Genomic DNA, 19,359 nt, shown 5'->3' with positions numbered 1-19,359 from the left:
CCCGTCTCCATGTTTCCTCTCGAAAGGACACAAAAATGAACATGAAGCTCCGCAGGACCGCCCTCGCAGTGGTCACCGCCTCTGCCCTCATTCTCACCGGCTGCGCCTCCGACGGCGGCTCCGGCAGCTCCGATGGCTCCAAGGACTCCAGCAACTCCGCAGCCGGCGAGAAGCTGGACGTCAAGCTGGACGGTTCCTACAACGCCAAGGACCGCTCCGAGCTCAAGCAGGGCGGCGAGCTGCGCCTGGCCATCACCGAGATCTCCCAGCAGCAGAACCCCTTCCAGGCCGACGGTACCCGCTACACCAGCGACGTCTGGAAGTTCTACAACCCGCAGATCGGTCTTTTCGACGGATCCGGCGAGTTCCACGTCAACAATGACTACATCACGGACGTCAAGGACGAGGAGAAGGACGGCAAGACCGTCGTCACCTACACCATCCACGAGAAGGCCCAGTACAACGACGGCACCCCGATTGACTGGAAGGCCTTCGAGAACACCTGGAAGTTCAACAACGGTGAGGACGAGGAGGCTAACGTCTCCTCCACCGATGGCTACGAGCTCATCGAGTCCGTCGAGCCAGGTGAGAACGACAAGCAGGCCGTCATCACCTTCAAGCAGGCATACCCCTGGTGGCAGGGTCTGTTCAACATCCTGCTCCCGCCGCAAATTGACTCCGCCAAGAAGTTCAACGAAGCCTACCTCGGTGAGGTCCACCCAGAGTGGGGCGCGGGCCCGTTCAAGGTTGAAAACGTTGACTTCCAGAGCGGCAGCGCTACCTTCGTCCCGAACGAGAAGTGGTGGGGCGATAAGCCTTTCCTGGACAAGGTGACCTACCGTCAGATGGAGGATCAGGCCTCCATCAACGCGTTCAAGGCCGGCGAGATTGACGCCACCGGCGTGGGCAACAAGGAGCGCCTGGCTGCAGTCAAGGACATGCAGGGCATTGAGATCCGCACCGCCATGGCCCCGTCCAACTCGCTCATCGTTCTCAACTCCAAGAACGAGATTCTTTCCGATGCCAAGGTCCGCGAGGCCATCATGACCGGTATCGACCGCTCCACGCTGTCCGGCATCCGCTTCAACGGCCTCAACGGCTACACCGAGGAGTTGCCGGGATCCTTCAACCTGTACCAGACCCAGGAGGGCTACGAGGACAACTTCGGGTCTGTGGTGAAGTTCGATGCCGAGAAGGCTAAGTCCCTGCTCGACGAGGCCGGCTGGAAGGAAGGCGGCGACGGCATCCGCGAGAAGGACGGCAAGAAGCTGTCCATGCGCTACACGCTGTTGGGTGATTCTTCCATCAGCAAGGCCCTGGCCACCGCCACCCAGAAGATGATGAAGGACATCGGCGTGGACCTGAAGGTGGAGGAGCGCCCGTCCGCGGACTTCTCCAAGATCACCTCCTCCTATGACTTTGATGTCTTCCCCATGGGCTTCTCCTCCGGCGATCCGTTCGGTGTGGCCTACTTCGGCCAGATTTACCGCTCCGGCTCCCAGCTCAACCGCTCCGGCACGGGTACCCCGGAGATGGACAAGAAGATCGACGAGCTATCCCAGATCGCCGATCCAAACGAGCAGATCAAGGAAGCCAACAAGCTGGAGAAGGAAGCACTGGGTCAGTTCGGCATCATGCCGATTTACAACGGCCCGGCCATGGTGGCTACCAGCCCGGACATCGCGAACTTCGGTGCCAACTCCTTCGCCGTCATCGAGGTGGAGAACATCGGCTACACCAAGTAAGTAGCGCGCTAGGCACCGCGTCTTATTATTCGCAGTGCCTAGCCACTCCATACGCCGTGTAGGGCAACGACAAGAGGGCCTTCCCAAACTGGGGGAAGGCCCTCTTTGTGTGTTTTAACTGTGTTTAGTTGTCCTTGTTGAGCTGGTTGCGCAGCTGGTCAAAGTAGTCGCGCGCGCTCTGCGGCTGGTTGTTGCCCTGCGGCGGGGCCGGGAAGCCGGAGAACTGACCAAAGCCCTGGCCCTGCTGTGCGTTCTGCACCTGCTCTTGTGCCTGTTGCTGGGCGCGCTGCGCCTGCTCCATCAGCTCAGCATCGCGGCGGGCACGCTCATCGCGCTCGCGGCGCTCCTGCTCCTCACGGCGGCGACGCTCAGCAGCGGCGTTCTCGCGGCTGTGCTTTGCTTCGCCGGCCGGCACCTTCGGCTTCGGAGCTTCGTTAATAGCGTTGGTGGACAGCAAAGTATCGCGCATACCGCCGAAGAGATCCTGCATGCCGCCCGGGTTAGACGGCATGTACAGCACGTTGGTGTGGGCGCGGTCGGCCACATCCACCATGGCGTCGAGGTACTGGGAGACCAGCATGAGGGTCTCGGGGTTCTCCTGCACGCCGGCAGCACGCAGCAGCTCATACTGCTGGGCAATACCTTCGACGATCTCCTTACGTTGGTCAGCCACACCGCGACCCTGCAGCTTCTTAGCCTCGGCCGCACCCTCGGCTTCCTTGACCACGCGGATCTTCTCGGCCTCCGCCTGGGCTACGGCTGCCTCGCGCTCACGCTGCGCCGCGTTAATGGAGTTCATGGACTCGCGCACGCGGGCATCCGGGCGAATATCGGTGACCAGGGTATTGACGAAGTTCCAGCCGTAGGCGGCCATGTTATCGCGCAGGGACATCGCCACGTTGCGGGCGATGGTGTCCTTGGAAGAGAAGGAATCATCCAGATTCATGTTTGCCACGGAGGAACGGACATTGTCCTGCACGTAGGCCACGATCTGCTGCTCGTGGTTGGACAGGGTGTAGAAGGCCTGGCGCTCGCTGCCCTGGACTACCTCATACTGCACGGCAACGGGGATCTGAACGAAGACGTTGTCCTTGGTCTTGGTTTCCACCATGACATCGAGCTGACGGATTTGCAGGCTGATCTTGGCGCGCACGCGGTCGACGTAGGGCAGCTTGAAGTGCAAGCCCGCGTGAGCAACGTTCACGAACTTACCCATCCGCTCAATGATGGCGGCTTCCTTCGTCCGGACGATGAAGAAACCGTCGAAGGCGGTGGCAATAATAAGTAGGAGAATCACGCCAATGACGATGAGACCGGCCATAGGCTTATCCTTTCTGCTCGATTTAGATTTTCCTAACCAGTGTGCCACACGGTGACCACCACCACATCCCGAAGGAGATCACTCCCCGAGCTCACTCGGAGCCTTTAATGCTCGTCAGCCGCTCGGAAGAGCTCACCCAAAATCCCCGCGCCGTCCTCACTAATCCCGTTGTGCTGGAAGCGGTTGGTCACCACTGGGCGCAGGTCGCGGTAGGTCTCCCCTGTAGCCAGGGAATCCTCGAAGGGCACGAAGATATCGTCGAGGTAGATGGCGGCGGAGGCGGTCACGGGGGCGTCGGCAAGCGCAGCGGCGTCATACGGAGAGCTTGCCCACTCGTGGGCGGCGAGCTCCTCGGCGGCCTGCTTGAAGGGGCGCAGCGCCGGATCCTCATCGAATTGCCAGGGGAAGATGTGCTCACCAGTGAGATAGGTACCGTCCTCGGCAAACTCGGGGAATTCCTCGCGCACGCGGTGAGCAGCCCAGCCGGTGACGGCCTGGCCGCCGACGCCGCCGTAGATAGATTCATGGATGGCCGCATACAGCGGGCCAGCCTGGAAGCTCACGCGCTGCCCCACGTCGTTGAGGAAGTCCGAACGCAAGCGCTTTTCGCCGTTCACCGTCCGGAAAGGCTCCTCCAGCAGGTAGCCCAAAGAATCGAAGCCAGTGCCGCGGCCCAGCTCAATTCCGATGGTGCGGAAGCGGCGCGACGACAGGCGCTCCCCTGTCGGCAGCAGCTCCTCCGAGTTGTCTAGGTGGTGGAGGATTTCCTCGATGCGCGCTTGTGCCCACGGGAACTGGGCATAGAAGCGTTCGTGGCGCACCTTGAGCTTGGCAAAAGTCGTACGGTAGAGATCATCAGCGCCCTTGGTCAGGGTGGGCAGTCCACCAGTGAGGAAGGCACGCCCAATGGAATCAGGGAACATCGAGACATAGGCGGTGATGATGAAGCCGCCGAAGGATTGGCCGAAGAGATCCCAGGATTCCTCGCCGAGGTGCTCGCGCAGGCGCTCGGCATCGCGCACGATATTTTCTTGCCGCAGCTGCGCCAGACGCGCAGCGCTGCGATCCTCAGCCGGGCTGAGCTCGTCAATGCGGTGGCTGCGCCCGGTGCCGCGCTGGTCCATGAGGATCCAGCGGTAGCGCTCCAAGCCCTTCCCGATGAGTCCGGAAGCACCCGTCGGCCGCGGCGCCGGGAAGCCCGGCCCGCCCTGGTTATAGAGCAGCGCCGGATAATTCTCACCGCCGGGCGGGATGATTTCCCGGGCGTAGAGCTCGAACTCCCCCGCGGCGGGATTGTCATAGTCCCAGGGGACGGTGATGGTGTGTTCCTTGATGGTGTGGCCGAAGCGTTTCATGCTTCTAGTAGACCACGAAACCTTCCTTGCGGAACACCTCGCGGATAGCTTCGACGTCTTCCGGCTTCGGCGGCTTCGTATCCTCCAAGGTGTAGGGGTAGCCCAGCTCGTGCCACTTATCCGCGCCCATGTTGTGGAAGGGCAGCACCTCGATGCGCTCAATGTTGCTCTTCCAGCGGGAGACAATGCGCGCAACGTTGGCGACGTTCTCTGGGGAGTCGGTAAGCCCCGGCACCACCACGAAGCGAATCCACACCGGTTTGCCGATGGCATTGAGGCGATCCCCAAAGTCGATCGTCGGCTGCAATTCACGCCGGGTGACCTTTTTATAGGTCTCCTCGTCACCGGACTTGACGTCCAGCAGCACCAAATCGATATTGTCCAGGTCTTCATCACGCAGGCGCGCGCCGAGGTAGCCCGAGGTATCGATCGTGGTGTGGATGCCTGCATCGTGGACTTCCTTGAGCAGGCGCCGCGCGAAGGCGATCTGGAAGAGTGGCTCACCACCAGAGATGGTCAGCCCACCCCCGGAAGCCTTGAAGACGGGCTTATAACGCTTGACGCGCTTAACCACGTCTTCGATGCGCTCCAAGGTGCCGACCTTCATCTCCATGGTGTCTGGATTGTGGCAGTACTGGCAGCGCAACGGGCACCCGGACATGAACATGGTCATGCGTGTTCCGGGCCCATCCACAGCCGTCACCAGCTCCCAGGAGTGCACGAGTGCGACGTCGCCGGAGCGGCGAGCCTGCATCAACTCCGAGCGGGTGTAGCCGTCGAGGTCATTGTCCGTTCCTAAACCGGCGGCGGCGCCGCGCACCTTTTCCCCTTCTTCCGGAGAAAGACGCACGACGCCGGTAATGCCATCTGCCATTTAGGAGCCCTGGTGGAAGGTACGGGAGATGACGTCGAGCTGCTGCTCGCGGGTGAGCTTCACAAAGTTCACCGCGTAGCCAGAAACGCGAACCGTGAGGTTCGGGTACTTCTCCGGGTGCTCAACGGCGTCCTCCAGGGTGGACTTGTCCAGGACGTTGATGTTGGCGTGGTAGAGGCCCGAGTCCATGTTGTTGGCGGTGCGGTTGGCCTTCATGGTGGCGAGGCGCTCGTCAAAAGTTGGGGTTGCCATGATGTGTTCTCCTTAGGAAGTGGTGTGGACGTGGTCTATTCAGAATCCATGATGAAGCCGGCATCAAGGACGCCCACCAGGTTGGTGATGCGCTCCTCCGGGGTGCGGCCCAATCCGGATGGGGTGATGGTGTTGGTCAGCGAGATGCCATCGAGGGCATCCTTGTAATCCAACTTGCCCACCGACAGCATGGAGGCGACCATGCCGTGGTTATCCGCGCCGTTCTCCGGATTAGCGCCCGGGGCGAACGGGGTACCTGCCTCGTGGCCGGACGGGAAGGAACCAGTTGCCTTGCCGTAGACCACGTTGGAAGTAATGGTCAGCACCGACTGGGTCGGAATGGCGTTGCGGTACATCGGGATGGCCTTAATCTTCGCCATGACGGTGTGGACGATGGTAGCGGCGATGTCATCGGCGCGGTCATCATCGTTGCCGTAGAAGGGGAAGTCACCTTCCGTCTTGTAGTCCACGATGAGGCCGGTCTCATCGCGCACCGGGTAGACCTTGGCGTACTTAATGGCGGAAAGCGAGTCAGCCACGATGGACAGGCCGGCGATACCGCAGCCCATGGAGCGCACGATATCGGAATCGTGCAGCGCCATCTCAATGGACTCGTAAGCGTACTTGTCGTGGCAGTAGTGGATGATGTTCAGGGCCTCAACGTAGGTGCCCACAACCCAATCCAGCATCTCCTCGTACTTCTGCCAGACCTCATCGAAGTCGAGCGGTCCATCGCCCTTGATGGGCTCGTAACCGTCAACCACCTGCTTGCCGCTGACCTCGTCGCGGCCGCCGTTGATGGCGTAGAGCAGGGCCTTGGCGGCGTTCACGCGGGCACCGAAGAACTGCATTTGCTTGCCGACGGCCATCGGGGACACGCAGCACGCAATCGCGGCGTCATCGCCCCACTGGTCACGAATCTGCTTATCGGACTCGTACTGGATGGAGGAGGTCTCAATCGAGATGTGGGCGCAGAACTCCTTGTAGCCCGCCGGCAGCTGCGGATCCCAGAAGATGGTGATGTTTGGCTCCGGGGACGGGCCCAGGTTGATCAGTGTCTGCAGCAGACGGAAGGAAGTCTTGGTCACCATGTGGCGGCCATCGTCGCCAAAGCCGGCATCGGACCAGGTTGCCCAGTACGGGTCACCGGAGAAGATCTGGTCATAGTCCTCGGTGCGCAGGAAACGGACGATGCGCAGCTTGAGCACCAGCTGGTCGATGATTTCTTGGGCGTCTTCCTCGGTGATGATGCCCGCGTTCAGGTCGCGCTCGAAGTAGCAGTCGAAGAATGCGGAGAGGCGGCCGATGGACATGGCGGCGCCGTCCTGGGACTTAATGGAGGCCAGGTAGCCAAAGTAGGTCCACTGCACTGCCTCGTGGGCGGTCTTCGCGGGCTTCGAGATATCGAAGCCATAAGACTCAGCCATGACCTTGAGCTTCTTCAGGGCCTTGATCTGCTCGGCGTGCTCCTCGCGGTAGCGTGCCCAGTGCTCGGAGAAGCCGAGGTCCCCCACCGCATGCTTGGATGCTTCCTTCTCAGCAATGAGGAAGTCCACGCCGTAGAGGGCCACGCGGCGGTAGTCGCCGATGATGCGGCCGCGGCCATAGGCATCCGGCAGGCCGGTGATGATGTGGGAGGAACGCGCTGCGCGGATGCGCGGGGTGTAGATATCGAAGACTGCATCGTTGTGGGTCTTGCGGTAGCGCGTGAAGATCTTCTCGATCTCCGGATCGGTCTCCTTGCCGGCTTCCTTAATGGCCTGCTTGACCATGCGCCATCCGCCGTTGGGCATCATGGCGCGCTTAAGCGGAGTATCCGTCTGCAGGCCGACGATGACATCATCATCCTCGGAGATATACCCAGCCGGGAAAGCATCGATATCACTCGGGGTGTGAGTATCCACATCGAAGATGCGCTTCTGGCGCTCGACGGAGAGATAGTTCTTCTCCAAATGATCCCACACGCGCTGCGTCTTCTCGGTGGGCCCAGCGAGGAAGGAGGAGTCCCCGTCATAAGGGGTGTAGTTGCGCTGGATAAAATCACGAACGTCAATGTTTTCAGTCCACGGGCCGGGTTCAAACCCCTTCCATGCCTCGAACTGCACAGACTGTTCCGTTGCGGTGGTCACTATATTGACTCCCTTCATAGTTCACACGACGCGTAACACTTAGTCGCAGAAGGGCTGTGGGTGACTTCGGCTCACGGGCAATTCGGTCAACACGTATCGTCACCGAACCCCTCTCTGTAGCCCATAGTAGGGGGACAAACGCATAACCTCACATCGGCAAATGCGTTCCCCGCGCCACCGAACGGGCTGGTTTTAGCACCACACAGGTCAGCTCTCTCATAGGTAACGACCGTACGGTTGGATGCGGGGGTAAATCACCCCCTGACGTGGCCTTTCCCACACCTTCCAGGTCACTTCTTGGCCCGTGTCCCCGCCGCCCTCTATTGTTATGCGCAGTATCCTCGTCTCGCCCTTCAGCAAGGAGCTCTTTGCGTGTCTGACACCGCCGCTACAGCTAGCCCTGCCACTCCCCCAACACACCCCGTTGATGTTGTTCCGCCTGCGCCCAAGTTAGCGGCGCTAGGTCTGCAGCATGTCCTCGCTTTCTACGCTGGCGCGGTCATCGTGCCGCTGCTCATCGCCGGTTCTTTGGGCCTTGATGAGGCCACCACGATTCACCTCATCAACGCTGACCTGTTGACCTGTGGTCTGGCGACGTTGATCCAAGCGGTGGGCGTCGGCAAGCACATCGGCGTCCGCCTTCCCATCATCCAGGGTGTGACCACCACGGCGGTCAGCCCCATCATTGCCATCGGCATGAGCGCTGGTGACCAGCCGCTGCCCACGATTTATGGCGCAATTATTGCTGCCGGTATCTTTACCTTCTTCGCCGCGCCGGTCTTCGGACGCGTGCTCAAGTACTTCCCGCCGATTGTCACCGGCACCGTGCTTTTGGTCATGGGTACGTCGCTGCTGGCGGTTTCTGCCAATGACTTCGTTAATTACGCGGACGGGGTCCCGGCCGCACGCGATCTGCTCTATGGCTTCGGCACGCTCACCATCATTATCATCGTGCAGCGTTTCTTCCGCGGCTTCCTGGGCACGCTGTCTGTGCTGCTTGGTTTGGTCATCGGTACTGGCGTGGCCTTCGTGCTGGGCGATACGTCCTTTGACGGCGTGCGTGAGGCCGATGCCATCGGTATGACTACCCCCTTCTACTTCGGTATGCCGAAGTTCGACATCATGGCGATTCTCTCCCTCATCATCGTCATGATCATCACCATGGTGGAAACCACCGGCGATGTCTTCGCTACCGGTGAGATTGTGAAGAAGCGCATCAAGCGCGATGACGTGGTGCGCGCCATTCGCGCCGATGGCCTCTCCACCACCCTGGGCGGCGTGATGAACTCCTTCCCCTACACCTGCTTCGCGCAAAACGTCGGCTTGGTTCGCCTCACCGGCGTGAAGTCCCGCTGGGTGGCTGTATCGGCAGCCGGTTTCATGATCATCCTGGGCCTGCTGCCCAAGGCCGCAGCGATCGTTGCGGCTATCCCCTCCCCGGTGCTCGGCGGCGCCTCCCTCGCATTGTTTGCCAACGTTGCGTGGGCTGGCCTGCAGACCATCGCGAAGGAAGACATTAGTGATGGCCGCAACGCGGCCATCGTCACCACCGCGCTGGGGCTGGCCATGCTCGTCACGTTCAAACCGGACGTGGCCACCGCCTTCCCGGAGTGGGCGCAGATTTTCGTCTCCTCCGGAATGTCGATCGGCGCTATCACCGCGATCCTGCTCAACTTGCTCTTCTTCCACGTCGGCTCGCAGTCTGGCGATGATGTCAGCCGCCTCGACGGCGCCGGCGTCTCGCTCAAGGAGCTCAACGAGATGAACCGCGATGGCTTCGTCAGTGCGCTGCGCCCGCTCTTCAACAACGAAACCTGGCCGCTCGAAGCCGCCTGGGAGCTGCGCCCCTTCCAGGATGTCAGCCAGCTGCGCGAAGCAATCCAGGTCACGGTCCTCACCGCCCCGGGCGAGCAGCGTCGTGCCCTGATCCACGACTACCCGGCGATGGATGAGCTACTGCTTGCCGATTCCGACACGGTCGCCACCATCTCCGCCGACCGCGGTTCCTTGGCCTTGGATGACCTCGATGACGTGCAGACGCAGCAGCTTATCGACGTCTCACAGGCCTACCGCGAGCGCTTCGACATGCCGTTCGTGGCATACCTGGACACCAATGACTCGGCCGATCGCGTGATCGATGCGGGCGTGCGCCGCTTGTCCAACTCGGATGAGCTGGAGCAGCGCGTGGTCTTGAGCGAAATCATCGAGATTGCCAATGACCGCTTCGATATCCTCCTTGCGGACGCTAACCCGGTGCGAGCTTACTGGGACCGCAAGTTCACGGAGGTGGAATGAACATAGTTCATTCCACGTACGGGGGACACTCGACGTGAGGACTAGCTGAACTCCATGGTGACCTGGGCCTCGGGGTCAACGCCACGGATGATGCCCTCATAGAAATTGCGAGCTTGGTCCTGCAGGAGCTCGCGGTTGTCGTCGATGTCCTCGCGCTTCTTATCGGCGCTGAGGACATCCGACACTGTAGATGCGGCGTCGATCGGCTGGGTGGTCCAGCTGAGCACGCCGTTGTTTTCCACGGCGGTCTTAAACTCTTCATCGGAATGCCCAATGAAGATGAAGTCCGGGATGTGGACAGTGTAGGCATGCTCGCCGGTCTCAGTGACGCGAACGTCCTTGCCTTCGATACCGAGCTTGGCTTTATAGGAATACTGCACAAATTGTGTTCGGCTAGTCCACGGAACCTTCACGCCTAAGACCTGACCCACGGAAGATTTCTCCGCCAGCCCCTGGATACCCAGGCTGAGCAAGACCACCTGCTCTTCGCGCTGGACAGCCTTAACGACCTGCGTGTTGGTTGACTGCACCGGCGCGGTATAAACCTCGTGCGGCTGGCGTACGGCATACACACCCAAGCCAGCGCAAGCGAGTGAAAGAAGCACCACAATCGCGATAAGTGTGGTGCTCAGTTTGCGGCTCGTCATACCTACCTACAGCTGGAACTGCTCAACAACTTCAGTGCGGCGCTTGTGCTCCATCCAGAAGGACAGGAATGGAACAACACCGGCAAGCGCCGTGGTGAAAAGCTTGCTTACCGGCCACATGGCACGCGGACCAAGGACCAGGATGGACACGAGGTAGACCATGTAGGCCACGCCATGCGCTTGGGCGATGAGCGTAGCCCAGGATGGCATCTCCATCCCCACGCCGTATTGCAGGATCATGCGCGCGACGAGAATGAGAAGGAAAATACCGGTGATAGTGGCGGCAATGGAAAAGAACTTCAGCGGGCCACGGATACGCGCCTGACGGTCAGGATGGACAGCGTTGTTGACTGAGTTGCTCATTAATACTCCTCTTCAGTGCCGCGACGGCGGCGCTGCTTGTTCATAGCGTTGAAGGTGTCCACATCAATCTGCGGGCGAGGCGGTAGGAAATCTTCGTCGATTTTAGTCGCGGTGTGCTCCTTGGCCGCGCGCACGCTCTCTGCCTCATACTGAGCAGGCTCTTCTCCCCGTTCGAGGGCTTCGTTCTCGGCATCGATTCGCTCATTCTCGTAGCGCATGGCAGTGCGGTAAGCGTACACAACAAATACCGCGAACAGCGGCCATTGGAAGGCGTATCCCAAGTTCTGGAAGGTTCCCGAACCGGAGCGGAACCGCGTCCATTGCCAATAAGCAAGGAACAAAAAGAGCACGACGAAGAGCACGATGATGACGATGTGCCACCATCGAACCTTCATCCGCTTTTTCGGTGCTGGGTTGGTGCTCACTCTCAACAGCCTACCCACCACGCCCAGAAAAGTGGATTTCCGTCTATGGCCTGCCGCCCTGTAGGCTAGTGACCGTTGCGCAGAGCAAAGAGTGCTCCGCAGTGACTAAACCCGCGCCCGTGGCGGAATTGGCAGACGCGCTAGATTTAGGTTCTAGTGTCTTACGACGTGTGAGTTCAAGTCTCACCGGGCGCACATATTCAGACCCCGCACGGTTTCCGTGCGGGGTCTTGTCGTCACAGCGCCCGGCAAGCCAGCCCAGCTCGCGGATGCCGGGCTTGCGGATGCCGGGCTTGCGGTAATGGTTTGGCGGATACTTAGGCTTGGCCGGCGAGGGCTGCTAGGGGTTCGCGCAGCTGCGCCAGCGCGCGCCCGCGGTGCGAGACTGCGTTCTTCTCCTCTGGAGACATCTGCGCGGCGGAACGGGTTTCGCCCTCGGGCTGGAAGAGAGGATCGTAGCCAAAACCATTTTCTCCCTGTGGGGTGCTAAGCAAGGAGCCTGGCCAACGGCCTTCCACCACATGTTCCTGCCCATCCGGGGTCACCAGCGCGCAGACCGACACGAAGGCGGCCGCGCGGCGCTCGGCGGGCACGTGTGACATCTGCCCCAGCAGCAGGCGGTTATTGGCTTCATCGTCGCCGTGGCCGCCCGACCACCGGGCAGAGAGCACGCCCGGCATGCCGTTGAGTTCTTCCACCGCGAGGCCGGAATCATCCGCAATCGTTGCCAAACCGGTGTGCTGCACCCCGGCGCGCGCCTTGATCAGCGCGTTATCGGCAAAGGTGCGGCCATCCTCCACAGGCTCCGGGTAGGTCTCCACCGCAGACAGCGGGAGCAGCTCGATGCCCTCAATGCCGGCATCAGCGAGAATCTTCTCCAGCTCCTTGAGCTTCTTGGCATTATTCGAAGCGACGAGGAGCTTTACCATCCGAGGGCCGCCTTTTGAGCGTCGATAAGCTGGGTGCAGCCGGCTTGGGCCACGTCCAACATGTCATTGAGCTCCGCGCGGCCGAACAGGCCGTGCTCACCGGTACCCTGAATCTCGACGAAGTCTCCGCCCTCCTGCATCACCACGTTGAGATCAACCTCCGCGCGAGAGTCCTCCTCATAGGGCAGGTCGAGGCACACGTGACCATCGATGATGCCAACGGAGACAGCGGCGATCGGATCCAGCAGCGGCTCGCCCGGGACGACGCCCTCCTCCTTGAGATAGGCAATCGCATCAGCCAGCGCCACATACGCGCCGGTAATCGACGCCGTGCGGGTACCGCCGTCGGCCTGCAGCACGTCGCAATCCAGCTGGATGGTATTCTCCCCCAGCTCGGACAGGTCCACGGCGGCGCGCAGGCTGCGGCCCACCAGGCGGGAGATCTCGTGGGTACGTCCCTTGACCTTGCCCTTCATCGACTCGCGCGGCATGCGGTCGTGGGTGGCCGCAGGCAACATGGCGTACTCGGCGGTCAACCAGCCCTCGCCGGAGTCCTTCTTGAAGCGCGGCACCCCGAATTCCACGGAAGCCGTGCACATGACTCGGGTGTTGCCGAACTCCACCAGCACCGACCCAGCCGGGTTGGTGGTGAAATTGCGGGTAATGCGAACGCTACGGAGTTGGTCGAGCGCGCGACCATCAGCACGAGTGAAATCAGTCATGCCCACTACCCTACCGCGCGTGCTAAAAGTCAAGCTCCATCCCGGCGGCACCAACGACGATCTCACCGTCGAACTCGCGGGCAGCGGCGGCATATGTTGCGGCGACATCGCCCCACGGCTGTAGGTGAATGAGCACCAGCTTCTTTACCCCTGCTTCGCGCGCCAGACGCCCGGCTTCTGCCCCCGACATGTGCATGTCCGGGGCCTTGTCTTCCGAGGTCTCGCCCCATGCGGCCTCACAGAGGAAAACATCCACGCCCTGGGCAGCCTCAACGAGCGCGGGCGTATAGGCCGAATCCGCGGAATAGCACAGGGTGGCGCTGGTCTTGGTGTGCTCAACCCGCAAGGCATACGTCTCTACCGGGTGAACTGTGCGGAAGGGGGTGATATAGACATCGTCGACAAGCTGGCGTTCCCGATCCACCCACGGGCTGAACGCAAACGTATCGCTCATGTCATCCACCCCGTCCGGAGTATCCGAGGACAGCCGGCCCAGGTGGGTCTCAGTCGTCGACGGCCCGAGGCAGAAATTGCGGGAGGCTGCGGGCTCTGTGGGGTGGAAGCGGCGCCACACCATCAAAGACGGAAAGTCCAGGCAGTGATCGGCATGGAGATGAGATAATGCCACGTGTGCATCACACGGATCCTGGAGTTCCTGCAGGCGTGCAAGCGTACCCGGGCCCAAATCCATGATGATGGACGGAGCCGAGGGGAAAGACAGGAGATAGCCAGAGGCCGGATTACCCACAGTGGGCACCGAGCCGGAACAGCCTAGGATGGTCAGCTTCATGCGTTCAATAGTTCCACGAAACAATGGGGGATGCGGGATTTGGGTCGATTGTACATCCTCACCCGCTCTAAATCTTGGGCCCCAGGAAGCGCGCGGCTAAACGCTCGAAGGCGGCGTGGTCGCCAGTGCACTCGAAACTACGTGTGGGTACCTGCCCCGCCGGGGCCAGCATGTCCGTGTTGGTGAGGATGCGCAGGACATCCTTCGCAGTCTCCTCCGCCGAGGACACCAAGGTGACGTTATCCCCAATAGCAAGCTGGATGACGCCCGTGAGCAGCGGGTAGTGTGTGCAGCCAAGAACGAGCGTGTCGACGCCCGCCGACTGCAGCGGCGCGAGGTAGCCCTCGGCCACACCAAGAATCTGACGCCCGGCGGTAATGCCGCGCTCGACAAAGTTCACGAAGTCCGGGCAGGCCACGGCCGTGCACTCAACATTCGGGTTGACGGCGAACAAATCCTGGTAGGCCCCGGAGTTAATGGTTCCCTCCGTACCAATCACGCCAATCTTGCCGTTGCGGGTGGTGGCGATGGCGCGGCGCACGGCCGGGCGGATAACCTCCACGACCGGAATGGCATAGCGCTCGCGGGCATCGTGTAGGAAAGCGGCCGTGGCGGTGTTGCAGGCGATCACCAGCATCTTGCAGCCGCGCTCCACCAACTCGTCGGCGATGGCGGTGGACAGCTCCCTCACCTCGGCGATGGGCCGCGGGCCATAGGGGGTATGGGCGGTATCGCCGATGTAGATGATGGATTCGTCGGCAAGTTGCTCGATGATCGTGCGAGCGACGGTCAGGCCGCCCACACCCGAATCAAAAATCCCGATCGGAGAGGTCGCGTCAGGCATTAACGCATCGCTCCCCGAGGCGCGGGCTTGACCTTCTTAATCGGGTCATCGGAGGTGATCACCATGCCCGCGACGATGCCACCGATGGCGCCGAAGAGGTGGCCCTGCCAGCTGACTCCTTCATAGATAGGCAACACGCCCCAGATAAGACCGGAATAGGCAAAGCCCAGCCCCACGCCGACGAGAAATTGGCCCAGGGAACGGTTGAAGATTCCCCGGACGATAAGGTAAGCCAACCAGCCGTACACCATGCCCGAGGCACCGATATGCGAGGTCCCCGGCCCGCCCAGCAGCCACGTGCCCACGCCGGCAATGAGCACCACGATGATGGTGACCTCCCACCATGCCTTGCGGCCCGACAAGCCAATCAGGAAACAAAAGATCGCACCAGGCAACGAGTTTCCGATGAGGTGCTCGAAGTTCGCATGGAGCAGCGGCGCGGTGAAAATCCCCCAGATGCCGTTGAAGTCCAGCGGATGAATGCCGTACTGCCCCAGCTCGCTTCCAAAGAACAGGAAGTTGATGATGTGGATGATCCACTCGACGGCGAGGAATCCCACCGTGAGAAACGCGGCTGTTTTGAGGCGGCCGGCCCGCGTGTAGTTCTTCGAATCGCCTGTATTAAGGAGGGGCTGCTGTCCCTGTCCCGCGGCAGCGGGGCGGGGTTGGAAGGGGTTAGGCTCATGCGAATGCTGCTGGCCAAAAGGTCCACTCGTCGTCATAATGCCTCCAACTCTAGCAAGCCCGCAGCGAGGAATACGCCTCCAAACCCAGCCCTGGGCTTGCACTCACCACGGCGTCAACGATGGCTGCCTCCACGGCATCGGCAGCAGCTGCGCTTAACGACGCCAACTCCGCCGGGCCGATGCCCTTCTCCGCTGAGCGGACTCCCGAGGCGGCAGCAAACAGCGTATCCCCATCCAGCGGGGAATGCGCTGGGCGCACAGCGCGAGCGATGCCATCGTGGCCCGCGAGGGCCAGGCGCTTGGTCTGGGCCTTGCTTAAAGGAGCATCGGTCAACACCGCACCAATGGTGGTATTAAGCCGCGAGGATTCCGCGAATGACTCGGCCAAGCTGCGGGCCGCGGCAAACCGCTCAACGTCGACGGCTGGTGCACCCGGTGCGCCAAACAAGCGCCCGGTCTCAGCATCAATCACCTGGCCTACCGGGTTGGCCACGACGACGGCGGCGACGGAGAAGGGGGAGACGTCGACAAGCGCGGTGCCCACCCCACCCCGCACCTTGCCGGCACAGGCTCCGGTGCCCGCACCCACGCTGCCACTCGTGGCGTCGTGTCCTGCCAACGCGGCGCGTAGAGCCGCCTCGCCGTCTGCCGCCGAGGGACGCTGCGGTCCGGCGAGCAGGTCGAAGATGACCGCGCCCGGGACGATAGGAACGCGCGGGCCGGGGATCTCCTCCCCAAAGACGGGGAAGCCAATCCCTGCCTCCTCCAGCCCGCGCATGACGCCATCCGCAGCGGCCAGCCCAAAGGCCGAGCCGCCTGCCAGAAGAAACGCATGAACGCGCTCAACCGTGTTGTGTGGCTCTAAAAGATCCGTCTCGCGCGTGCCTGGACCGCCGCCCCGCACGTCGACGCCGGCCACGGCCCCCTGCTCGCCGCAGTAGATGACGGTGACGCCGGTATCCTCACGTGTGACGTGGCCGACGGAAAAGCCCATGTCGGGAAGTGTGCGCACGGCGCTAATCCATGAGAACGTCGAGCAGCGAATCCTGGCAGAACGCCAGCCATTCCACGAGCGTATCGCGGTCCGCCCCAGGGGTATCCTCCGGCACGTCCCCGGCGGCGATATAGAGGCGCAGATCATTAAGCCCCGCGAGGAAGGCATGCGCCTCTTCCTCACTAATGGCTACCTCTACCCCGCCAGTCGGCCCCAGCGCGGTGTTAATAACCTGCAGGTTCTCCAGCTTGGCGCGCGCGATGTCGTTCTCGTGGAGCGAGCGCATGAGGGAATTGTCTCCGTCGAATTCCTCATCCCCCGGCTTCTTGAAGTCCGGAAAGAGGCGGGCCAGCGACGGGTCTTCGGGGGCTTCGGTGTGGCCGGTGGGCATGTCGAGCATGTCCGCCAGCTCATCCTTCGGCGCCGACTGCGCGCGAGCGATGATGGCCTCAGAGACCGTCGCGGTGAGGTCACCCAAGACTTCGCGCTCCATCGGCTCGAAAACAGCCGTGTACTTGGCGCCGCGCATGAAGGACTTTTTCTTCTTCCAAGCCTGCATAACCTACCCTGCCTGCTGCATCGTGGCCCAGAGGCCCGCGACCTGCAGCTTCTTCACGTCGGCTTCGACTTTGTCGCGTTCACCCGAGGACACGGCTGCCTTACCTTCGGTATGGACCTGCATCATCAGCTCGTTGGCTCGCTTCTTGTCATAGCCTAAAACGGTCTGGAACACGTAGGAGACGTAGCTCATCAGGTTGACTGGATCATCCCAGACAATGCACATCCACGGCAGGTTTTCGCTCGTGGCGACGTCGACGTCAATCGCCTCATCCAGCTCCGGGGTGGCCATGGGTGAACTCATCACCACGCCCGCGGACGTTTCGTTGTGCGCTTTCATGCCCTCTACACTAGCTAAAATTCTCCGCGTCGCGAGCAGTTATACTGTCAGCGACCCTTAACCTGATTATCGTTTCCAGGTGGCATCAATGAATTCTTTCTCCCTCCCCCCAGCCGTTGTTGACATTCTCGCGGGACGCCAACCGGCGAAGGAGGATGTCGTGCTCCTCCTGCAGCGCGTGCTCACCGTGCTCGTTCTCGGCGGCACGCTCGTGGCTGCTGTGCTGAGCTTGACCAACCCCTCCGACGACGGCAGCTCGACGGATGCGGAACCCCCGACGTCGGAGGCGTGCGACTACGAGCTTCCCGACGTTTCCGTCCAACGCCAGCTCAACACCATCCAAGAGGAGCTGATAGGTGCGCTCAACACCTGGCGTAAGGAAGACGGCCAGGCCCCATTGGTGCCGTGGATCGACCGCCAAACCGCAGCCCGCGAAAAGGCAGAGTGCAACGCGGTGACCAAGACGCAAGAGCCATCGGAAGAAAATGTGCAGATGGTTCAGCACCACCTGCCCGTGGACAAGGCCAGCGCATATGAATTCGTCGAGGCCTTCCGGGCCTCCCCCGACCACGTGGCCGCCCTGCGGGATCGCCGGATGACCACCGCGGCCGTTGGCGTGGCTTATAACGACGGCGAGGTGTACGTCGTCATTCAGCTTGAGGAATAGAACAGCTGATTTTTTAGGACGCCCTGAGTAGCATCTTCGATGTGACTACTACCTCAGATAACGTCCTGGATGCCGGAAACGTCCCTGCGGATCGCTCCACGGCCCTTCTTACCGATAAGTACGAGCTGACCATGCTGCAAGCGGCGCTGCGCGATGGCTCCGCGCACCGCCAGGTAGCCTGCGAAGTTTTTGCCCGCCGCCTCCCCAACGAGCGGCGCTACGGCGTTGTTGCCGGCACCGAGCGCGTTCTTCGCGCCGTCCGGGACTTCCGTTTCACTGCTCAGCAGTTGGCGGAGATGGACTTTCTTGATGCTCAGACCAAGGAGTACCTGGCCAATTACCGCTTCTCCGGGCAGATCGATGGCTACCGGGAAGGCGAGCTGTACTTCCCGAACTCGCCGCTGCTGACCGTGCGCGGCACCTTCGGCGAGTGCCTCATCCTGGAAACCGTGATCCTTTCCATCATGAATTCCGATTCCGCGGTGGCTTCTGCGGCTTCCCGCATGGTGGTTGCCGCGGACGGCCGCCCCATCATTGAGATGGGCTCGCGCCGCACGCACGAATACGCTGCAGTGACTGCTGCCCGCGCCGCCTATCTGGCAGGCTTCCAGGCCACCTCCAACTTGGAGGCCGGCTACCGCTATGACATCCCGGTCTCCGGTACTGCGGCGCATGCGTGGACGCTGGCACACGTCAATGAGGACGGCACCCCGAACGAGGAGGCCGCCTTCCGCGGGCAGATCGAAACTCTCGGCGTGGATACAACCCTGTTGGTGGATACTTATGACATCACCAAGGGCGTGGAAACCGCCGTCAAGGTGGCCGGACCCGAGCTGGGCGGTGTGCGCATCGACTCCGGCGATTTGGCCGCGGTCACCCGCCGTGTGCGCAAGCAGCTCGATGATTTGGGCAACCACAACACCAAGATCGTGGTCTCCTCCGACCTGGATGAGTTCGCCATCGCCGGTCTGCGCGGCGATCCCGTCGACGTCTATGGCGTGGGCACCTCGGTGGTCACCGGCTCGGGTGCCCCGACTGCTGGGATGGTCTACAAGGTCGTCGAGGTCGATGGCCATCCAGTGGCCAAGCGTTCCTCCTCGAAGAAGTCGCAGGGCGGGTCAAAGCGCGCCCTGCGCACCTACCGCTCCTCCGGGGTGGCCGTCGAGGAGCTCGTGCTCCCCTTCTCCTCCGAGAACCCAGAGACCGGGACGCTGCGCACCCGCGAGATGACGGTGCCGCTGATGCGCGACGGCGAGATCCTCGACAATCTGCCTACCCTCGAGGAATCCCGCGAGTACCTGGCCCAGGCCATCACCACCCTGCCGTGGGAGGGCCTCGCACTCACCCGCGATGAACCCGCGGTTCCGACTCGGTTCATCGGCTTCGACGCTTAAGAAGTACGTGGGAGGCGACCGACTACACT

Annotated in this window: 20 protein-coding genes and 1 tRNA gene; 5 read left to right on the top strand and 16 right to left on the bottom strand. The window is 61.7% G+C overall.

Translation table 11 applies throughout. The features are described 5' to 3' along the window. The first annotated feature begins 35 nt into the window (after window positions 1-35). On the top strand, window positions 36-1,745 hold the full coding sequence (locus HMPREF3056_RS10225) for an ABC transporter family substrate-binding protein (protein ID WP_049155772.1): 1,710 nt from the start codon (window positions 36-38) through the stop codon (window positions 1,743-1,745). Between the two features lie 124 nt (window positions 1,746-1,869). Here HMPREF3056_RS10225 and HMPREF3056_RS10220 read toward each other — a convergent pair whose 3' ends face one another. The 5 genes from HMPREF3056_RS10220 to pflB form a co-directional block, all read right to left on the bottom strand. Continuing rightward, window positions 1,870-3,066, bottom strand: coding sequence for an SPFH domain-containing protein (locus HMPREF3056_RS10220; protein WP_049155768.1), 1,197 nt, complete (start codon window positions 3,064-3,066; stop codon window positions 1,870-1,872). Window positions 3,067-3,170: 104 nt separating this feature from the next. Then, window positions 3,171-4,421 (bottom strand): alpha/beta fold hydrolase, encoded by a 1,251-nt coding sequence (locus HMPREF3056_RS10215; protein WP_046647359.1) that lies wholly within the window; start codon window positions 4,419-4,421, stop codon window positions 3,171-3,173. Between the two features lie 4 nt (window positions 4,422-4,425). Further along, window positions 4,426-5,295 (bottom strand): pyruvate formate-lyase-activating protein, encoded by an 870-nt coding sequence (gene pflA, locus HMPREF3056_RS10210; protein ID WP_046647360.1) that lies wholly within the window; start codon window positions 5,293-5,295, stop codon window positions 4,426-4,428. Beyond that, on the bottom strand, window positions 5,296-5,547 hold the full coding sequence (grcA2, locus tag HMPREF3056_RS13890; protein ID WP_039676708.1) for an autonomous glycyl radical cofactor GrcA2: 252 nt from the start codon (window positions 5,545-5,547) through the stop codon (window positions 5,296-5,298). It lies immediately after the preceding gene. A gap of 35 nt (window positions 5,548-5,582) precedes the next feature. Next, entirely contained in the window at window positions 5,583-7,694 is a 2,112-nt protein-coding gene (gene pflB / locus HMPREF3056_RS10200; protein ID WP_256381031.1) for a formate C-acetyltransferase, read from the bottom strand. Window positions 7,695-8,048: 354 nt separating this feature from the next. On the opposite strand from pflB, the gene HMPREF3056_RS10195 reads away from it, so the two are divergent. Further along, window positions 8,049-9,971, top strand: a complete 1,923-nt coding sequence (locus HMPREF3056_RS10195) for a solute carrier family 23 protein (RefSeq protein WP_070754695.1) — start codon at window positions 8,049-8,051, stop codon at window positions 9,969-9,971. A gap of 41 nt (window positions 9,972-10,012) precedes the next feature. Here the strand turns inward: HMPREF3056_RS10195 and HMPREF3056_RS10190 are convergent, their stop codons facing one another. Genes HMPREF3056_RS10190 through HMPREF3056_RS10180 form a run of 3 tightly spaced genes read right to left on the bottom strand, consistent with a single transcriptional unit; the run spans window position 10,013 to window position 11,376 of the window. Beyond that, window positions 10,013-10,618, bottom strand: a complete 606-nt coding sequence (locus HMPREF3056_RS10190; RefSeq protein WP_070546629.1) for a hypothetical protein — start codon at window positions 10,616-10,618, stop codon at window positions 10,013-10,015. 6 nt (window positions 10,619-10,624) lie between these two features. Further along, window positions 10,625-10,981, bottom strand: coding sequence for a DUF3817 domain-containing protein (locus HMPREF3056_RS10185; protein WP_070443384.1), 357 nt, complete (start codon window positions 10,979-10,981; stop codon window positions 10,625-10,627). Beyond that, window positions 10,981-11,376: an SURF1 family protein gene (locus tag HMPREF3056_RS10180; protein ID WP_049155743.1), complete on the bottom strand. Its 396-nt coding sequence runs from the start codon at window positions 11,374-11,376 to the stop codon at window positions 10,981-10,983. Before HMPREF3056_RS10180 ends, HMPREF3056_RS10185 begins: the two co-directional genes overlap by 1 nt. 143 nt (window positions 11,377-11,519) lie before the next feature. Here HMPREF3056_RS10180 and HMPREF3056_RS10175 point away from each other — a divergent pair. Continuing rightward, a tRNA-Leu gene (locus HMPREF3056_RS10175) sits at window positions 11,520-11,601 on the top strand. A gap of 122 nt (window positions 11,602-11,723) precedes the next feature. Here the strand turns inward: HMPREF3056_RS10175 and rdgB are convergent. The 8 genes from rdgB to clpS all read right to left on the bottom strand — a co-directional run bounded on the left by rdgB (window position 11,724) and on the right by clpS (window position 17,269). Further along, a complete protein-coding gene (gene rdgB / locus HMPREF3056_RS10170) occupies window positions 11,724-12,335 on the bottom strand; it encodes an RdgB/HAM1 family non-canonical purine NTP pyrophosphatase (RefSeq protein WP_070754694.1) in 612 nt (203 codons plus the stop codon). Next, window positions 12,329-13,057 carry a ribonuclease PH gene (gene rph, locus HMPREF3056_RS10165; protein WP_070516105.1) on the bottom strand — a complete coding sequence of 243 codons (729 nt, stop codon included), beginning with the start codon at window positions 13,055-13,057 and terminating at the stop codon, window positions 12,329-12,331. The genes rdgB and rph overlap by 7 nt, the downstream gene beginning before the upstream one ends. A 22-nt stretch (window positions 13,058-13,079) precedes the next feature. Beyond that, a complete protein-coding gene (locus HMPREF3056_RS10160; RefSeq protein ID WP_070754693.1) occupies window positions 13,080-13,847 on the bottom strand; it encodes an MBL fold metallo-hydrolase in 768 nt (255 codons plus the stop codon). 67 nt (window positions 13,848-13,914) lie between these two features. Beyond that, on the bottom strand, window positions 13,915-14,691 hold the full coding sequence (gene murI, locus HMPREF3056_RS10155; protein WP_070754692.1) for a glutamate racemase: 777 nt from the start codon (window positions 14,689-14,691) through the stop codon (window positions 13,915-13,917). Continuing rightward, window positions 14,691-15,413: a rhomboid family intramembrane serine protease gene (locus HMPREF3056_RS10150; RefSeq protein ID WP_246822509.1), complete on the bottom strand. Its 723-nt coding sequence runs from the start codon at window positions 15,411-15,413 to the stop codon at window positions 14,691-14,693. Before HMPREF3056_RS10150 ends, murI begins: the two co-directional genes overlap by 1 nt. Before the next feature lie 13 nt (window positions 15,414-15,426). Beyond that, on the bottom strand, window positions 15,427-16,371 hold the full coding sequence (locus HMPREF3056_RS10145) for a P1 family peptidase (protein WP_046647373.1): 945 nt from the start codon (window positions 16,369-16,371) through the stop codon (window positions 15,427-15,429). Window positions 16,372-16,393: 22 nt separating this feature from the next. Further along, on the bottom strand, window positions 16,394-16,930 hold the full coding sequence (locus HMPREF3056_RS10140) for a DUF2017 domain-containing protein (RefSeq protein ID WP_046647374.1): 537 nt from the start codon (window positions 16,928-16,930) through the stop codon (window positions 16,394-16,396). A gap of 3 nt (window positions 16,931-16,933) precedes the next feature. After that, entirely contained in the window at window positions 16,934-17,269 is a 336-nt protein-coding gene (gene clpS / locus HMPREF3056_RS10135; RefSeq protein WP_049155733.1) for an ATP-dependent Clp protease adapter ClpS, read from the bottom strand. 88 nt (window positions 17,270-17,357) lie between these two features. Between clpS and HMPREF3056_RS10130 the strand changes: the two genes are divergently transcribed. Both HMPREF3056_RS10130 and HMPREF3056_RS10125 read left to right on the top strand, forming a co-directional pair. Then, a complete protein-coding gene (locus HMPREF3056_RS10130; protein WP_052750511.1) occupies window positions 17,358-17,936 on the top strand; it encodes a spore germination YkwD domain-containing protein in 579 nt (192 codons plus the stop codon). Window positions 17,937-17,977: 41 nt separating this feature from the next. Continuing rightward, a complete protein-coding gene (locus tag HMPREF3056_RS10125; RefSeq protein ID WP_070754691.1) occupies window positions 17,978-19,330 on the top strand; it encodes a nicotinate phosphoribosyltransferase in 1,353 nt (450 codons plus the stop codon). Window positions 19,331-19,359 lie beyond the last annotated feature (29 nt).

The organism is Corynebacterium sp. HMSC056F09 (genome assembly GCF_001815785.1).
Taxonomy (GTDB): domain Bacteria; phylum Actinomycetota; class Actinomycetes; order Mycobacteriales; family Mycobacteriaceae; genus Corynebacterium; species Corynebacterium hiratae.
This window is presented reverse-complemented; position numbering and strand designations above follow the sequence as displayed.

Excerpts from the sequence above, each read along its gene's own strand:
- HMPREF3056_RS10225 (WP_049155772.1), top strand. The coding sequence starts at position 36 with ATGAACATGAAGCTCCGCAGGACCGCCCTCGCAGTGGTCACCGCCTCT.
- HMPREF3056_RS10220 (WP_049155768.1), bottom strand. The coding sequence starts at position 3,066 with ATGGCCGGTCTCATCGTCATTGGCGTGATTCTCCTACTTATTATTGCC.
- HMPREF3056_RS10215 (WP_046647359.1), bottom strand. The coding sequence starts at position 4,421 with ATGAAACGCTTCGGCCACACCATCAAGGAACACACCATCACCGTCCCC.
- pflA (WP_046647360.1), bottom strand. The coding sequence starts at position 5,295 with ATGGCAGATGGCATTACCGGCGTCGTGCGTCTTTCTCCGGAAGAAGGG.
- grcA2 (WP_039676708.1), bottom strand. The coding sequence starts at position 5,547 with ATGGCAACCCCAACTTTTGACGAGCGCCTCGCCACCATGAAGGCCAAC.
- pflB (WP_256381031.1), bottom strand. The coding sequence starts at position 7,694 with ATGAAGGGAGTCAATATAGTGACCACCGCAACGGAACAGTCTGTGCAG.
- HMPREF3056_RS10190 (WP_070546629.1), bottom strand. The coding sequence starts at position 10,618 with ATGACGAGCCGCAAACTGAGCACCACACTTATCGCGATTGTGGTGCTT.
- HMPREF3056_RS10185 (WP_070443384.1), bottom strand. The coding sequence starts at position 10,981 with ATGAGCAACTCAGTCAACAACGCTGTCCATCCTGACCGTCAGGCGCGT.
- HMPREF3056_RS10180 (WP_049155743.1), bottom strand. The coding sequence starts at position 11,376 with ATGAAGGTTCGATGGTGGCACATCGTCATCATCGTGCTCTTCGTCGTG.
- rdgB (WP_070754694.1), bottom strand. The coding sequence starts at position 12,335 with ATGGTAAAGCTCCTCGTCGCTTCGAATAATGCCAAGAAGCTCAAGGAG.
- rph (WP_070516105.1), bottom strand. The coding sequence starts at position 13,057 with ATGACTGATTTCACTCGTGCTGATGGTCGCGCGCTCGACCAACTCCGT.
- HMPREF3056_RS10160 (WP_070754693.1), bottom strand. The coding sequence starts at position 13,847 with ATGAAGCTGACCATCCTAGGCTGTTCCGGCTCGGTGCCCACTGTGGGT.
- murI (WP_070754692.1), bottom strand. The coding sequence starts at position 14,691 with ATGCCTGACGCGACCTCTCCGATCGGGATTTTTGATTCGGGTGTGGGC.
- HMPREF3056_RS10150 (WP_246822509.1), bottom strand. The coding sequence starts at position 15,413 with ATGACGACGAGTGGACCTTTTGGCCAGCAGCATTCGCATGAGCCTAAC.
- HMPREF3056_RS10145 (WP_046647373.1), bottom strand. The coding sequence starts at position 16,371 with ATGGGCTTTTCCGTCGGCCACGTCACACGTGAGGATACCGGCGTCACC.
- HMPREF3056_RS10140 (WP_046647374.1), bottom strand. The coding sequence starts at position 16,930 with ATGCAGGCTTGGAAGAAGAAAAAGTCCTTCATGCGCGGCGCCAAGTAC.
- clpS (WP_049155733.1), bottom strand. The coding sequence starts at position 17,269 with ATGAAAGCGCACAACGAAACGTCCGCGGGCGTGGTGATGAGTTCACCC.
- HMPREF3056_RS10130 (WP_052750511.1), top strand. The coding sequence starts at position 17,358 with ATGAATTCTTTCTCCCTCCCCCCAGCCGTTGTTGACATTCTCGCGGGA.